We start from the raw sequence: 13,774 nt of genomic DNA, 5'->3' as shown, positions 1-13,774 counted from the left end.
AAAATGCCCGACCTTCGTAGGCCGGGCATTTTTCGTCTCCTGGAAAAAATCAGGACTGACTGGATGGCGTCGGGGTTACCGGCGTTGCAGTCGGGGTCGCAGCAGCAGGGGTCGGCGCGGACACCGAGTTGGCTGTGGAGGCGGTTGGCGCAGTAGCAGGCTTGGCAACAGCTGGCTTCGGTGCTGCTGGTTTTTTCGCTACCGCAGGCTTCTTCGCGGTGGCTGGTTTTGCCGCTGGCTTGGCAGCCGGTTTCGCGGCGGCCGACTTGGCGGCTGGCTTGGCCGCTGCGGTTTTGGTCGCTGGCTTGGCGGCAGGTTTTGCTGCTGGTTTTGCAGCAGCCTTGGCTGCGGGTTTAGCCGCTGGTTTAGCGGCTGGCTTGGCAGCAGCTTTCGCAGCGACAGGCTTGGCAGCGGGTTTGGCTGCAGCAGTTTTGGCGGCTGGCTTCGCAGCAGCCTTGGCCGCTGGTTTGGCGGCCGGCTTGGCGGCCGGCTTGGCGGCGGCTTTTACCAGAGGCTTGGCGGCAGTTTTCGCAGCCGGTTTGGCCGCTGCTGTTTTAGCGGCAGGCTTGGCAGCAGGTTTGGCGGCTGCGGTTTTCGCCGGAGCCACTTTGGCGCCGGTGAGTTTTTCAATTTGCCTGGTCAGGGTATCGACCTTGCTGTGCAGCGTTTTGAGTTCAGCTTTACTCGGCACGCCCAGTCGCGAAACGGCACTGGCGAGGCGCTTGTCGAAAGTCTGTTCCAACTTCTCCCAAGTGTCAGCAATGCTGGATTTGGCAGAGCCGGCAGTTGCCTTGGCCGCTTCAACTTTTTTTCCAACCGTGGTTTTGGTCAACTTCTCGGCCTTCTCGCCGTCCTTGACCAAAGTCTCGAAGTATTTGCCGCCGTCACTGCTAACCTTCGAGTACACGCCTAAACCAGCAAGCCAGATCTTACGGGAATATTTTTCAACTTCCCCGACCCACGAGCTGCCTTCTTTCTGAGTAGTCTTTTTAACAGCCATCCCGATGTCTCCTTAGTGTTTACGCGCGACACGTTCTAGCAATGTCGTCAGCTCTTCGAGCTTAGCAGAGAGTGTCTCAACGTCATGTTTAGACGCAATGCCGATTCGATTCAAGGCACTGGCAACGCGAGTATCAAAAGCTTTTTCAACTTTATCCAGCTGAACTTCTACCAGACCTTTGACTGCGGAGACATTACTCTTTACTTGGTCAATCTGACTGTTGGCGGCCTCAAGTTGTTCAACTGCAACTTTTTTGCCTTTGCTTTCAACATGTTGCCCAGTTTTAACCAGCTCTTTGAAGTACTCGCCGCCCTCGCTTCCGACCTTGGCGTAAGCCCCCAGACCCGCCAACCAAATCTTGCGGGCATAGGACTTGACCTCGCTCAGGGTGGTGGTCTGGGCGTCGATTTTTTTCTTCAGGATAACTTTGGCCATGGTGCACCTCACGCAGAATAGGGGGGAGGAACGGCCCACAGGAGTTGAGGGCTTGGGCACAAAGTAGGCGGGAAAATTAGAATCGGCACCCTAAGAACAATGGGATCACGCCAGCGCCTTATCCAGGGCCTTTTCGATTTCGGACTTGATGGTGCCACTCATGGCCGACATCAACAGCCCCAGCTCCACATCAATGCGCAGCGAATCCTCAGCGACTAATACCGTGCCTTTAACCCCCGAACGCTTGAGATTCAAGGTATCGCCGGACCACGACGGCTCCAGGCCGTATTGCTCCTTGAGTTTGTGCGCCAACTTGTCGGCCTTTGCCCGCGCGCCCTCTTTACCCAGGGAATGTGCACGCTCAACAGTTATACGGGCCATTGCAATGACTCCTCTTTATAGGGACTTGGATACCTTCGATGCGGCAAAAGGTCTCGCTGACCGCCCATCTTACCGTCAGCCTTGCCAAGACAAAGCAGGCCTTGGGGATTATCATGTCCCGCATTCTCTTTTGGTGACAGCGATATGACTGATCAGCGCAAAGGCAGCGATGCCGAACCCACCACTCACTTCGGCTTCAAGAACGTCCCGGAAAGCCAAAAAGCGGAAAAAGTCGCTGAGGTGTTCCACTCCGTGGCAGCCAAGTACGACTTGATGAACGACGTGCTGTCGGGCGGCATGCACCGCCTGTGGAAGCGGTTCACCATCGAGTTGTCGGGCGTTCGCCCCGGCAACCGCGTGCTGGACATCGCCGGCGGCACGGGCGATCTGGCGGCCAAGTTCTCCAAGCTCGTCGGCCCGACCGGCCAGGTGGTGCTGGCCGACATCAACAGTTCGATGCTCAAGGTCGGTCGCGATCGCCTGCTGGATAAAGGCGTGGCCGGCAATATCGAGTTCGTCCAGGCGGATGCCGAGAAGCTGCCATTCCCGGACAACCATTTCGACTGCGTGACTATCGCCTTCGGCCTGCGCAACGTGACCCATAAGGAAGACGCGATCCGCTCGATGCTGCGCGTACTCAAGCCGGGTGGCCGCCTGTTGGTGCTGGAGTTCTCCAAGCCGACCAATGCGGTGATGTCCAAGGTCTACGACACCTACTCGTTCGCCTTCATGCCACTGGTGGGCAAGCTGGTGCTCAATGACCCGGACAGCTATCGCTACCTGGCCGAATCGATCCGCATGCACCCCGACCAGGAAACCCTGAAGTCGATGATGGTAGAGGCCGGTTTCGACCGCGTGACCTACCACAACATGACCTCGGGTATCGTCGCCCTGCACCGCGGCATCAAGCCCTGATGCTGATCAAAGGCCTTCTCGCCAGCGTTGAACACGGCCTCAACCGTGTGCTGCGCCTGGACAGCACCGCCCTGGCACGGCTTGCGCACCTCAACGGTAAAGTCATTGCCGTCGATTGCCGCAGCCCCCGCTTGCAGCTGTTTATCCTGCCCAGCGATGAAGGCCTGATGCTTGCGACCCAGTGGGCCGCCGACGCCGACTGCACGCTGCGTGCGCCGGCATCGAGCCTGTTGCACCTGGCCCTGAGCCGCAACAAGACCGCCATCCTGCACAGCGCCGAAGTCGAGCTGGAGGGCGACAGCTCGGTGCTGATGGACCTCGCCGCCATCCTGCAGGACCTGGAACTGGACTGGGAATACGAACTGTCGCGCTGGATCGGCCCCGTCGCCACCCAGTTGATCAGCGGGCACCTGCGCAGCCGTTCGCGCTGGTACCAGCAAGGGTTCGCCAGCCTCAACCAGAACCTCGCCGAATACCTGAGCGAAGAATCGCGCACCCTGGTCGGGGAGCGGGAAGCGCAAGCGCGCTTTCGTGAACTCGACAAGGCCAAAATCGACCTGGAACGCCTTGAGGCGCGCTTCGAGCGCCTGAGCCGCTCCCTTGATCCAAGCGATAACGCATGAAGCTGCTCGCCGTCCGCCGTTTGTTTCGTATCCAGCGCGTCGTAATCCGCTACCGCCTCGATGACCTGCTGTTCGCCCTGCCCCTGCCGTGGTTCCTGCTCGCCGTGCGCTATGTGCTGCCATGGCGCTGGTTCCCGCGCAAACAGCTGGAACTCAGCAGAGGCGCGCGCCTGCGCCTGGCCTTGCAGGACCTGGGGCCGATCTTCATCAAGTTCGGGCAGATCCTCTCGACCCGCCGCGACCTGCTGCCCGAAGACATCGCCGACGAGCTGATGCTGCTGCAGGACCGCGTGCCGCCGTTCGACTCCCAGCAATCGATGAAGCTCATCGAAGCGCAACTGGGCAAGAAGATCAGCGACGTGTTCAGCCGTTTCGACGTCGACCCGCTGGCCTCGGCCTCGGTCGCCCAGGTGCACGCCGCGCAACTCAAGACCGGCGAAGAAGTGGTGGTGAAGGTGATCCGCCCCGGCCTCAAGCCGATCATCGGCCAGGACTTGGCGTGGCTGTTCATCCTCGCCCGCGCTGCCGAGCGTTTCAGCGCCGACGCACGCCTGCTGCACCCGGTGGACGTGGTCGCCGACTACGAAAAAACCATCTACGACGAACTCGACCTGCTGCGCGAAGCGGCCAACGCCAGCCAGCTCAAGCGCAACTTCGAAGGCTCGCCGCTGCTGTACGTGCCGCAAGTGTACTGGGACTGGTGCCGCCCGAAAGTACTGGTGATGGAGCGCATCTATGGCGTGCAGGTCACCGACCTCGCGACCCTGGCCGACCAGCGCACCGACATGAAGATGCTTGCCGAGCGTGGCGTGGAGATCTTCTTCACCCAGGTGTTCCGCGACAGTTTCTTCCACGCCGACATGCACCCGGGCAACATCTTCGTGAGCACGGTCAACCCGTGGAGCCCGCAGTACATCGCGATCGACTGCGGCATCGTCGGCAGCCTGACTCCGGAAGACCAGGACTACCTGGCGCGCAACCTGTTCGCCTTCTTCAAGCGCGACTACCGTCGTGTGGCGCAATTGCACATCGACTCGGGTTGGGTGCCGGCCGAGACCAAGCTCAACGAGTTCGAAGCGGCGATCCGCACGGTGTGCGAGCCAATCTTCGAAAAACCGTTAAAAGATATTTCCTTCGGCCAGGTGCTGATGCGCCTGTTCCAGACCGCGCGGCGCTTCAATATGGAAGTGCAGCCACAATTGGTGCTATTGCAGAAAACCCTGCTGAACATCGAAGGCCTGGGCCGCCAGCTGTACCCGGACCTCGACCTGTGGAACACCGCACAGCCGTTCCTCGAACGCTGGATGCGCGAGCGTATGAGCCCGAAAACCATGCTCGGCAACCTGCACAGCCAGATGGAGCAACTGCCGCATCTGGCCAACATGACCCGCGACCTGTTGGAGCGCATGTCCCAACCCCACGCCAAGGACCCGTCGCCGCCCTGGAAGAAGCCCAAGGACGACTGGTTCCTGCGCCTGCTGGGCGCCGCGCATCTGGTCGGCGGCGTCATGCTCGCCATTGGTGGCCCGCTGAACCCACTGGGCCACTGGCCGGCCGGCATCATGGTCGCCGTGGGTGTTTATCTGATCGTGCGTCGATAGCCAATCCGGTTATACACTGTCGCAAATTGCCGGAGCTGAACATGAAAGACTGGCTGGACGAGATCAAGTGGGACAGTGACGGCCTGGTGCCGGCCATTGCCCAGGACTACAAGACCGGGCGCGTGCTGATGATGGCCTGGATGAACCGCGAGGCCCTGAGCCTCACCGCCACTGAGCAGCGTGCCATCTACTGGTCACGCTCGCGTGGCAAACTGTGGCGCAAGGGCGAAGAGTCCGGGCACGTGCAGACCCTGCACGAGATGCGCATCGACTGCGACGCCGACGTGGTGATCCTGATGGTCGAGCAGATCGGCGACATCGCCTGCCACACCGGCCGTCACAGCTGCTTCTATCGCGTGTTCGAGAACGGCGAATGGAAAGTCGTGGAGCCGGTGCTCAAAGACCCGCACGCTATCTACTCGGCAGGACACTAGACATGAGCGATACCCTGAACCGTGTGGCCCAGGTGCTGGAAGACCGCAAAGGCGCGGACGCCGACAGCTCCTACGTCGCCAGCCTGTACCACAAGGGCCTGAACAAGATTCTGGAAAAACTTGGCGAAGAGTCCATCGAGACCATCATCGCCGCCAAGGATGCGCAGCTCAGCGGCGACTGCAGCGATGTCATCTACGAGACCGCCGACCTGTGGTTCCATAGCCTGGTCATGCTCGCCCAACTGGGGCAGCACCCACAGGCTGTGCTGGATGAACTGGACCGTCGCTTCGGCTTGTCCGGGCACGCCGAGAAGGCCTCGCGCCCGTCCGCCTGAATAACCAAGACTAGAGGATACGCAGCATGGGCATTTTTGACTGGAAACACTGGATCGTCATTCTGGTGGTCGTGGTACTGGTATTCGGCACCAAGAAACTCAAGAACCTGGGCACCGATGTGGGCGAGTCGATCAAGGGCTTCCGTAAAGCCATGAACGACGACGAAAAGCCGGCCGACCCTGCCGTCAACCCCGTGCCTCCGGCGCAGCCTGTGCACCCGCAGGCTACCCAGCCAATCAGCGAGCGTCGTACTTTCGACGTACAGGCTGAGAAAGTCGAAGAGCCGACCCGCAAAGACTCGTGAGCACTGACTAATGTTTGGTATCAGCTTCTCTGAACTGCTGCTCGTCGGCCTCGTGGCCCTGCTGGTATTGGGGCCGGAACGCCTGCCCGGTGCAGCGCGCACGGCCGGCCTGTGGATCGGGCGCCTGAAACGCAGTTTCAACGCCATCAAACAGGAAGTTGAACGGGAAATCGGCGCCGACGAGATCCGCCGGCAACTGCACAACGAGCACATCCTCTCGTTGGAGCAGGAAGCCCGCAAGATTCTGTCGCCCGTGCAGGAGCCTGCCAAACCGGTCGAACCTGCGGCTCAAAACAGCATCGCGCCTTCCGTTGAAGCCGCTCCCGTGGCACCCTCCGCGCCAACCGAGCCTGCGCCGACGCCTGCCGCGCCGCCCGCGCCCCATGACCCTACATTGCCGCCGCGAGCCCCATGAGCGCTGATAAACCGGAAAACGACCAGCACATGCCGCTGGTCTCGCACCTCACCGAGCTGCGTACCCGCCTGCTGCGTTGCGTAGCGGCCATCTTCATCATCTTTGCCGGGTTGTTCGCCTTTACCCAGCAGATCTACACCTTTGTCTCCACGCCGCTGCGCCAGTACCTGCCGGCCGGCGCGACGATGATCGCCACCGATGTGTCGTCGCCGTTCCTCACGCCGCTGAAGCTGACCATGATGGTCTCGCTGTTCCTGGCGATCCCGGTGATCCTGCACCAGATCTGGGGCTTCATCGCGCCGGGCCTGTACAAGCACGAGAAACGCATCGCGGTGCCGTTATTGGTGTCGAGCATCCTGCTGTTCTACACCGGCATGGCGTTCGCCTACTTCCTGGTGTTCCCGCTGATCTTCAAGTTCTTCGCCGCCGCCACCCCGGCCGGTGTGGAAATGATGACCGACATCACCAGCTACCTCGACTTCGTGATGACGTTGTTCTTCGCCTTTGGCGTGGCCTTCGAAATTCCGGTGGCCGTGGTGCTGCTGGTATGGATCGGCGTGGTCAACGTGACGTACCTGAAGAAGATTCGCCCGTACGTGATCATCGGCTGCTTCGTGGTCGGCATGATCCTCACGCCGCCGGACATCTTCTCCCAGACCCTGCTGGCCGTGCCGATGTGGATGCTGTTCGAGATCGGCATCCTGTTCAGCAGCCTGATCAGCAAGCGCGGCGAACACCCGGACGACCAGCGCGACGACGACCAGCCGCCAGCGACCCAGCCGTGAACCTGTTGCTGCTGGAGGAGGCCGACTTCATCGCGGCCGACCGCGTGGTGCTGCGTGATCGGCGCCTGGTGCACATGCAGGAAGTCCACCGCGCCGCCGTAGGCGACAACCTGCGCGTCGGCCGCATCGGCGGGTTGATGGGCAATGCCCAACTGCTGCGCCTGGAGGCCAGTGAAGCCGAGTTGCATGTGAGCTTCGACCAACCGCCGCCGGCCAAACTGCCGCTGACCCTGCTGCTGGCCCTGCCGCGCCCGAAGATGCTGCGCCGAGTGCTGCAGACCGTAGCGGCCATGGGCGTGCCCAAAGTAGTGCTGGTCAACAGTTACCGGGTCGAGAAGAGCTTCTGGCAAACCCCCTTCCTGGAGCCCGAGGCGATTCGCGAGCAATTGATCCTCGGCCTGGAACAGGCGCGGGACACGGTGCTGCCCGAGATCATTATCGAGAAGCGCTTCAAGCCGTTTGTCGAAGACCGCCTGCCGGCACTGGTTGAGGGCACCCTGGGCCTGGTCGGTCATCCTGGCGACTACCCAGCCTGCCCCCGCGGCCTCGACGAGCCAGTGACTCTGGCGATTGGTCCCGAGGGCGGCTGGATTCCCTACGAAGTGGACCTGCTGGCCAAGGCCGGCTTGCAGCCGGTACAACTCGGCGCCCGCATCCTGCGCGTCGAAACCGCCGTCACCGCCCTGCTCGCCCGCCTCTTCTGACCGCCCTGAGCCCCCTCCCACACGGGTACAGCTTCACTACAGAATTGCGCATGCCGGCCGATACCCTTTGAATAAGTCCAAGCCTTGTTCCAGGGGAGTTCGCAGCATGTATCGTTGGTTAGCCGAAAAGCTGGGGAATGTCAGCGTCAAAACCAAACTCGGCGTGGGCTTCGGCCTGGTATTGCTGCTCACGCTGATGATCACCTTCACCGGTTGGACCGGCTTGGGGGATGTCACCAGTCGCGGTGACAAGCTGGGTTATATCTCCAGCCTCAACGGGCTGACCAAGGACTTGCGCCTGGCGCGCCTGGACTTCGAAATGCGTCGCGGCGAACAAGGCACGGACGCGGTCAACGGCTTGATCGCCAAACTGGACAGCGGCCTCAAAACCGCCGCCGACCTGATCGAGCAACCCGCCGACAAGGCCCTGGTGGAACAGCAACAGGATGCCCTGAACCAATACAAAAAAGCCTTTGGCGCCATGGTCCAGGCCGGGCTCAAGCGTGAAGGTGCGCGCAGCAGGCTGGGCGACACCGCCGACAACGCCGTGGCCAAGGTCAGTGAGGTGGAAAAATCCCTGCTGCAAGGCGATAGCGTCACCCAGTTCAACAGCGTGGTCGACCTGAGCAAACTGATCCAGCAAGCGCGCTTCCAGGTGCGTGGCTACACCTACAGCGGCAAGGTCGAGGCCGAGCAACCGGCCCTGGATGCCATCGACAATGCCCTGAAGAAAATCACCGAACTCGAAGGACAACTGCCCGCGCAGTACCAGGCCAACCTGCAGGAGGCCAGCACTTCGCTGCAAGCCTACCGCGCTGCCGTCAGCCAGTACCGCGACTCACAGACGGCCGCCGCTGCCGCGCTGAAAATCATGAGCGCCCAGGGCGACACTCTGCAGAGCCACAGCGAACAACTCACCACGTCGCAAACCGTGGTGCGCGACACCGATGCCGCACATGCCAAACAACTGTTGCTGCTGGCGACCGTGCTGGCGTTGATCTTCGGCCTGGTGGCCGCCTGGGCAATCACCCGCCAGATCATTCTTCCGCTGAACCAGACGCTGCAGGTGGCCGAACGCGTGGCCTCCGGCGACCTCAGCCACAACCTCACTTCCGTGCGCCAGGATGAACTGGGCCAGTTGCAACGCGCCATGCAAAGCATGACCGTCGGCCTGCGGGAGCTGATCGGCGGGATCAGCGAAGGTGTCACCCAGATCGCCAGCGCCGCCGAGCAGCTGTCGGCCGTGACCGAACAGACCAGTGCCGGCGTCAACAGCCAGAAGGTCGAGACCGACCAAGTCGCCACCGCCATGAACGAAATGGCCGCCACCGTGCAGGAAGTCGCGCGCAACGCCGAGGAAGCCTCTGAAGCGGCCGTGGCCGCCGATCAACAGGCCCGTGAGGGTGACAAGGTGGTGGGTGAAGCCATCGCCCAGATCGAACGCCTGGCCACCGAGGTGGGCAACTCCACCGTTGCCATGGGCGACCTGAAGCGTGAAAGCGACAAGATCGGCAGCGTGCTTGATGTGATCAAGTCCGTTGCCCAGCAAACCAACCTGCTGGCCCTCAACGCCGCGATTGAGGCCGCACGTGCCGGGGAAGCCGGGCGAGGCTTCGCTGTGGTGGCGGATGAGGTGCGCAGCCTGGCCCAGCGTACACAGAAGTCCACCGAAGAGATCGAAGAGCTGATCGTCGGCCTGCAGAGCGGCACCCAGCAGGTCGCGACCATCATGGACAACAGCCGTGGCCTCACTGACAGCAGCGTCGAGCTGACCCGTCGAGCCGGCAGCGCGTTGGCGAGCATCACGCGCACGGTCTCGACCATCCAGGCGATGAACTCGCAGATTGCCACTGCCGCAGAACAGCAAAGTGCGGTGGCTGAGGAGATCAACCGCAGCGTATTGAACGTGCGCGATGTGTCGGAACAAACCTCTTCGGCCAGTGAAGAAACCGCCGCCTCCAGTGCCGAGCTCGCACGCCTGGGCATTTACCTGCAGACACTGGTGGGGCGCTTCCGCATCTAATCAGCACCTTGTGAAATTTCCTACGCAGTTATCAGCCCAGCAATACTCCGAATCGAATTAGCGTTTCTTTTGTCGCGAAACGCTTTTTCAGATTTGGAGGTTCACCATGCTTCCTCTACTGACCCGTTGGCTGGTCAATGCCAGCGTCCGCCTCAAGCTCGCCCTGGGGTTTGGCCAGGTGCTCATGCTCAGCTTCGCCATCGCCGTGGCCGGCTGGCAAGCCCTGAATGCGGTGTTGTTCCGCTCAGGCAACCTGACTGCCTTGAGCCAACTGTCGGTTGTTGCTGAAGCCATGCGTGCGGACCGTATCGTGTACCGGACCCTGGCGGACACGGCCAGCCTGGACAAAATGAAGAGGCAGGTCGTTCAGATCGATGAGCACCTCGGCTTCCTGTCAACCCATCTGAAAGACCCAGCCGACTTGCAGCGCGTCCAGGAAGCGGAACGCCTGTCGGCCAGCTTCAAGGCGGCGCTGGTGGAGCTGCCGCCGTTGATCCAGGCGCGCGAGAACTTGCGCTCCCCCCTCCACGCCACAGCACTCCAGGCCAGCGACACGCTCGTACAACTGGCCAGCGAACTGCCTGACCAGCAGGACCAGCAGGCACTCGATGCCATCGAGAACCTGCGCCAGGCTATGGAGCAAGCCGAGGACCGCGCCCGCAGCCCCGCCTGGGCGGAGGAATCGCTGCAAGCCTATGCCGAAGCCGTCGGCCAGGCCCTCGATGCCCTGGACATTGCCCAAGCGGCGGTGACAGACCTGCCGATCGATTCCACCTTGCTTAAAACCGACCTGGCGAACTATCGCGCGCAGTTGACCAAGCTCAAGGACGCTCAGCTCACCACCGAAACTGCGCAGGGGCGGTTTGAAACGCAGCTCAACCAGTTGCTTGAACACAGCGAAGCGGTGAGCAATAGCCAGATTCTCAAGCGCGGCAAGGAAGCCGACGACACCCGGACACTGCTCATCAGCGTCACGGTGGCTGCCCTGCTGCTCGGTGCCCTCGCAGCCTGGTGGATCGCCCGCCAGATCGCCGTGCCGCTACGCCAGGTGCTGGTGTCTGCCAACCGCATCGCCCAGGGCGATCTCAGCCATGACATCCAAGTGGAACGCCGCGATGAGTTGGGGCAATTGCAGCGAACTATCAGTGACATGAACCGCAACCTGCGCAGCCTGATCAGCGGCATCGGCGACAGCGCCCGCCAGGTCGCCAGCGCCGCCACACAGCTGTCGGCCGTTACCGAACACAGTCACACCGGCATCAACCACCAAAAAGACGAAACCGATCAAGTGGCCACCGCCATGAACGAAATGCTCGCCACCACACAGGAAGTTGCCCGGCACGCCGAGCAAGCCTCGGTCGCGGCGAACGAAGCCGATCTGCAAGCCAGCGCCGGGGAGAAGGTGGTGACCCAGGCCGTTGAGCAGATAAGCCAACTGGCAGATGAGATGGCCCTCGCGGGCAGGGCGATGCTGGCGTTACAGCAAGAAAGCCAGAAGATCGGCAGTGTGCTGGACGTGATCAAATCGGTGTCCCAGCAGACCAACCTGCTGGCGCTGAACGCCGCCATCGAAGCCGCACGCGCGGGCACGGCCGGCGAAGGCTTTGCGGTGGTGGCCGATGAAGTACGCAGCCTTGCACAGCGCACCCAGGAATCGGCCGAAGAAATCGAAGGACTGATCCAGGGGTTGCAGACCGGCACCCAGCAAGTCGCCGACATCATGGACAGCAGCCGCAGCCTGACCGACTACAGTGTCGGGCTGACCCGCGACGCAGGTGACGCCTTGGCGGCGATTGCGCGCACGGTCTCGGTGATCCAGGAAATGAACCCGCAGATTGCCGCGGCGGCCGAACAGCAAAGTGCAGTGGCTGAAGAGATCAATCGCAGCGTGTTGAAGGTGCGGGATGTATCGGAACAGACCGCCGCCGCCAGCGAGGAAACGGCGGCGGCGAGCGTCCAACTGACCAAACTGAGCCTGGACTTGCAGACGCTGGTCGGCAAATTCAGGCTCTGAGCCTTACAGAACCTGGCGCAGGAACGCCTGGGCCCGTGGGTCTTTGGGTGCATCGAAGAACTCGGCCGGGGCGGCATCTTCGAGCAACTTGCCATGGTCGAAGAACAGCACGCGATCGGCCACCTCACGGGCAAAGCCCATTTCGTGGGTGACGCAGACCATGGTCATGCCTTCCAGGGCCAGGGTCTTCATCACGTCCAATACTTCGCCGACCATTTCCGGGTCCAGCGCCGAAGTGGGTTCGTCGAACAGCATCACCTTGGGCTCCATCGCCAGGGCCCGGGCAATCGCAACCCGTTGCTGCTGGCCGCCGGACAGGCGTGACGGAAACTCATTGGCCTTCTGTGCAATGCCGACCTTTTCCAGCAGCGCCAGGGCCTTGGCCTCGCGCTCCTGCTTGCCACGCTTGCGCACGACTTTTTGCGCCAGGCACAGGTTCTCCAGCACGGTCATGTGGGGGAACAGGTTGAAGTGCTGGAACACCATGCCGACTTCACGGCGATAGGCGTTCACATCGGTCTTCGGATCAGCCAATTGCAAGCCGTCGATGCTCACTGAGCCGGAATCGAACTCTTCCAGGCCGTTAAGGCAACGCAGGAAGGTGGACTTGCCGGAACCGGAGGGGCCGATCACCACCAGCACTTCGCCCTTGGCCACATGCGTGGTGACGTGGTCCACCGCGCGGACCACGTGGCCACGGGTGTCGAAGACTTTTACCAGATCGCGGACTTCAATCACTTTGTGCGAGCCTCCGCTCAAGCCGGCTGGCCATTTTCGACAGCGGCAGGTTGATCAGCAGGTACAGGCCTGCAACACAGAACAGGATTTCAAACGGTGAGAACGAGGTGGTGATGACCTCCCGACCGCTCTTGAGCAGCTCGGTAATCGCGATCACCGACACCAGGGACGTGTCCTTCACCAGGCTGATAAATTGCCCGGCCAACGGCGGCAGCACACGCTTGAACGCCTGCGGCAATACCACGTGGCGCATCGACTGACTGGCACTCAGGCCCAGGGAACGGGCAGCTTCGTTCTGGCCACGGGTGATGGACTGCACGCCGGCGCGGACGATTTCCGCCACGTAGGCACCGGTAAACAACGACAGCGCCGCGATGCCGGCAAACTCCCGGGACAGGTTGAGCACCGTGCCGATAAAGAAATAGAAAATGAAGATCTGCACCAACAGCGGCGTACCGCGTACCAGTTCGACGTAGATCGTCGACAGATCCCGCAGGGTCGGGTTGCTGGACAAGCGACACAAACCAGTCGCCAGCCCGATCGCCAAACCGAGGATGCCGGACACCACCGACAACCACAGCGTGGTCCACAAGCCCCACATCAACGGGCCCAACGCCCACTGCCGGGTCACGCCGACCACATCGCCTTCAGCCACATCGTCGCCACGGGCCACCTGCAGGCTGTTGTCGGCCACGGTCAGCTTTTGCTCGGCGCCCGCGTCGTTGCGCAGGGTCACCTCGGCTACATCGCCTTTGCGTACCAGCTCGACCACGGTGGAGATGTCAGCGGCACGCTGGGACGTTTCGGCCTGGTAGGCGAAGTATTGCGGTACACGGTTCCAACGCCACTCGTAGGACATCAGCGAAGTGGCGTAGTACAAGGCGCCGGCCAGGCCGACCAGCACGACCACGGTCAGCAGGTGCCAGGGCCATTGGGCTTTTTTCTGTTTCATTTCACTTTCCGCGATTTGTGTTGCCTGTGAGGCCGCCATCGCGGGCAAGCCCCCTCCCACATGTTGATGTGTGAACACCGTCAAATGTGGGAGCTGGCTTGCCTGCGATACAGG

General features: G+C 61.7%; 16 protein-coding genes and 1 pseudogene. 12 read left to right on the top strand and 5 right to left on the bottom strand.

Annotation, left to right across the window (positions count from 1 at the left end; all coding sequences use genetic code 11):
- Nucleotides 1–49 precede the first annotated feature (49 nt).
- The 3 genes from LUU92_RS02075 to LUU92_RS02065 form a co-directional block, all read right to left on the bottom strand.
- Nucleotides 50–1,000: a phasin family protein gene (locus LUU92_RS02075; RefSeq protein ID WP_257103102.1), complete on the bottom strand. Its 951-nt coding sequence runs from the start codon at nucleotides 998–1,000 to the stop codon at nucleotides 50–52.
- 12 nt (nucleotides 1,001–1,012) lie between these two features.
- A complete protein-coding gene (locus LUU92_RS02070) occupies nucleotides 1,013–1,435 on the bottom strand; it encodes a phasin family protein (protein ID WP_028615406.1) in 423 nt (140 codons plus the stop codon).
- 105 nt (nucleotides 1,436–1,540) lie between these two features.
- On the bottom strand, nucleotides 1,541–1,816 hold the full coding sequence (locus LUU92_RS02065) for a polyhydroxyalkanoic acid system family protein (RefSeq protein WP_071492386.1): 276 nt from the start codon (nucleotides 1,814–1,816) through the stop codon (nucleotides 1,541–1,543).
- 144 nt (nucleotides 1,817–1,960) lie between these two features.
- Here LUU92_RS02065 and ubiE point away from each other — a divergent pair, with 144 nt between their 5' ends.
- The 12 genes and pseudogenes from ubiE to LUU92_RS02010 all read left to right on the top strand — a co-directional run bounded on the left by ubiE (nucleotide 1,961) and on the right by LUU92_RS02010 (nucleotide 11,970).
- Nucleotides 1,961–2,731, top strand: coding sequence for a bifunctional demethylmenaquinone methyltransferase/2-methoxy-6-polyprenyl-1,4-benzoquinol methylase UbiE (gene ubiE, locus LUU92_RS02060; RefSeq protein ID WP_016972732.1), 771 nt, complete (start codon nucleotides 1,961–1,963; stop codon nucleotides 2,729–2,731).
- Nucleotides 2,731–3,354 (top strand): ubiquinone biosynthesis accessory factor UbiJ, encoded by a 624-nt coding sequence (locus tag LUU92_RS02055; protein WP_071492387.1) that lies wholly within the window; start codon nucleotides 2,731–2,733, stop codon nucleotides 3,352–3,354. Before ubiE ends, LUU92_RS02055 begins: the two co-directional genes overlap by 1 nt.
- Nucleotides 3,351–4,955, top strand: coding sequence for a ubiquinone biosynthesis regulatory protein kinase UbiB (gene ubiB / locus LUU92_RS02050; RefSeq protein WP_257103101.1), 1,605 nt, complete (start codon nucleotides 3,351–3,353; stop codon nucleotides 4,953–4,955). The genes LUU92_RS02055 and ubiB overlap by 4 nt, the downstream gene beginning before the upstream one ends.
- Nucleotides 4,956–4,996: 41 nt before the next feature.
- Entirely contained in the window at nucleotides 4,997–5,389 is a 393-nt protein-coding gene (hisI, locus tag LUU92_RS02045; RefSeq protein WP_058423690.1) for a phosphoribosyl-AMP cyclohydrolase, read from the top strand.
- A gap of 2 nt (nucleotides 5,390–5,391) precedes the next feature.
- Nucleotides 5,392–5,724, top strand: coding sequence for a phosphoribosyl-ATP diphosphatase (locus LUU92_RS02040; protein WP_071492389.1), 333 nt, complete (start codon nucleotides 5,392–5,394; stop codon nucleotides 5,722–5,724).
- A 26-nt stretch (nucleotides 5,725–5,750) separates the two neighbouring features.
- Nucleotides 5,751–6,029 (top strand): twin-arginine translocase TatA/TatE family subunit, encoded by a 279-nt coding sequence (locus tag LUU92_RS02035; protein ID WP_071492390.1) that lies wholly within the window; start codon nucleotides 5,751–5,753, stop codon nucleotides 6,027–6,029.
- Nucleotides 6,030–6,039: 10 nt separating this feature from the next.
- Nucleotides 6,040–6,444: a Sec-independent protein translocase protein TatB gene (gene tatB, locus LUU92_RS02030; protein ID WP_257103100.1), complete on the top strand. Its 405-nt coding sequence runs from the start codon at nucleotides 6,040–6,042 to the stop codon at nucleotides 6,442–6,444.
- Nucleotides 6,441–7,229: a twin-arginine translocase subunit TatC gene (gene tatC / locus LUU92_RS02025; RefSeq protein ID WP_257103099.1), complete on the top strand. Its 789-nt coding sequence runs from the start codon at nucleotides 6,441–6,443 to the stop codon at nucleotides 7,227–7,229. The genes tatB and tatC overlap by 4 nt, the downstream gene beginning before the upstream one ends.
- On the top strand, nucleotides 7,226–7,933 hold the full coding sequence (locus LUU92_RS02020; protein ID WP_092246351.1) for a 16S rRNA (uracil(1498)-N(3))-methyltransferase: 708 nt from the start codon (nucleotides 7,226–7,228) through the stop codon (nucleotides 7,931–7,933). The genes tatC and LUU92_RS02020 overlap by 4 nt, the downstream gene beginning before the upstream one ends.
- Before the next feature lie 106 nt (nucleotides 7,934–8,039).
- Nucleotides 8,040–9,098, top strand: a pseudogene (locus tag LUU92_RS29080) (methyl-accepting chemotaxis protein); the annotation flags it as partial.
- A complete protein-coding gene (locus LUU92_RS29075) occupies nucleotides 9,084–9,956 on the top strand; it encodes a methyl-accepting chemotaxis protein (RefSeq protein ID WP_371322038.1) in 873 nt (290 codons plus the stop codon). The pseudogene LUU92_RS29080 and the gene LUU92_RS29075, both read left to right, overlap by 15 nt.
- 106 nt (nucleotides 9,957–10,062) lie before the next feature.
- Entirely contained in the window at nucleotides 10,063–11,970 is a 1,908-nt protein-coding gene (locus LUU92_RS02010) for a methyl-accepting chemotaxis protein (protein ID WP_257103098.1), read from the top strand.
- A 3-nt stretch (nucleotides 11,971–11,973) separates the two neighbouring features.
- On the opposite strand, the gene LUU92_RS02005 is transcribed toward LUU92_RS02010, so the two are convergent.
- Together LUU92_RS02005 and LUU92_RS02000 are read right to left on the bottom strand one after the other, a co-directional pair.
- Nucleotides 11,974–12,708: an amino acid ABC transporter ATP-binding protein gene (locus LUU92_RS02005; RefSeq protein WP_071492395.1), complete on the bottom strand. Its 735-nt coding sequence runs from the start codon at nucleotides 12,706–12,708 to the stop codon at nucleotides 11,974–11,976.
- On the bottom strand, nucleotides 12,701–13,660 hold the full coding sequence (locus LUU92_RS02000) for an amino acid ABC transporter permease (protein WP_071492396.1): 960 nt from the start codon (nucleotides 13,658–13,660) through the stop codon (nucleotides 12,701–12,703). The genes LUU92_RS02005 and LUU92_RS02000 overlap by 8 nt, the downstream gene beginning before the upstream one ends.
- Nucleotides 13,661–13,774 lie beyond the last annotated feature (114 nt).

This window comes from Pseudomonas extremorientalis (assembly GCF_024584605.1).
GTDB lineage: Bacteria > Pseudomonadota > Gammaproteobacteria > Pseudomonadales > Pseudomonadaceae > Aquipseudomonas > Aquipseudomonas extremorientalis.
This window is presented reverse-complemented; position numbering and strand designations above follow the sequence as displayed.

Excerpts from the sequence above, each read along its gene's own strand:
- LUU92_RS02075 (WP_257103102.1), bottom strand. The coding sequence starts at position 1,000 with ATGGCTGTTAAAAAGACTACTCAGAAAGAAGGCAGCTCGTGGGTCGGG.
- LUU92_RS02070 (WP_028615406.1), bottom strand. The coding sequence starts at position 1,435 with ATGGCCAAAGTTATCCTGAAGAAAAAAATCGACGCCCAGACCACCACC.
- LUU92_RS02065 (WP_071492386.1), bottom strand. The coding sequence starts at position 1,816 with ATGGCCCGTATAACTGTTGAGCGTGCACATTCCCTGGGTAAAGAGGGC.
- ubiE (WP_016972732.1), top strand. The coding sequence starts at position 1,961 with ATGACTGATCAGCGCAAAGGCAGCGATGCCGAACCCACCACTCACTTC.
- LUU92_RS02055 (WP_071492387.1), top strand. The coding sequence starts at position 2,731 with ATGCTGATCAAAGGCCTTCTCGCCAGCGTTGAACACGGCCTCAACCGT.
- ubiB (WP_257103101.1), top strand. The coding sequence starts at position 3,351 with ATGAAGCTGCTCGCCGTCCGCCGTTTGTTTCGTATCCAGCGCGTCGTA.
- hisI (WP_058423690.1), top strand. The coding sequence starts at position 4,997 with ATGAAAGACTGGCTGGACGAGATCAAGTGGGACAGTGACGGCCTGGTG.
- LUU92_RS02040 (WP_071492389.1), top strand. The coding sequence starts at position 5,392 with ATGAGCGATACCCTGAACCGTGTGGCCCAGGTGCTGGAAGACCGCAAA.
- LUU92_RS02035 (WP_071492390.1), top strand. The coding sequence starts at position 5,751 with ATGGGCATTTTTGACTGGAAACACTGGATCGTCATTCTGGTGGTCGTG.
- tatB (WP_257103100.1), top strand. The coding sequence starts at position 6,040 with ATGTTTGGTATCAGCTTCTCTGAACTGCTGCTCGTCGGCCTCGTGGCC.
- tatC (WP_257103099.1), top strand. The coding sequence starts at position 6,441 with ATGAGCGCTGATAAACCGGAAAACGACCAGCACATGCCGCTGGTCTCG.
- LUU92_RS29075 (WP_371322038.1), top strand. The coding sequence starts at position 9,084 with ATGCAAAGCATGACCGTCGGCCTGCGGGAGCTGATCGGCGGGATCAGC.
- LUU92_RS02010 (WP_257103098.1), top strand. The coding sequence starts at position 10,063 with ATGCTTCCTCTACTGACCCGTTGGCTGGTCAATGCCAGCGTCCGCCTC.
- LUU92_RS02000 (WP_071492396.1), bottom strand. The coding sequence starts at position 13,660 with ATGAAACAGAAAAAAGCCCAATGGCCCTGGCACCTGCTGACCGTGGTC.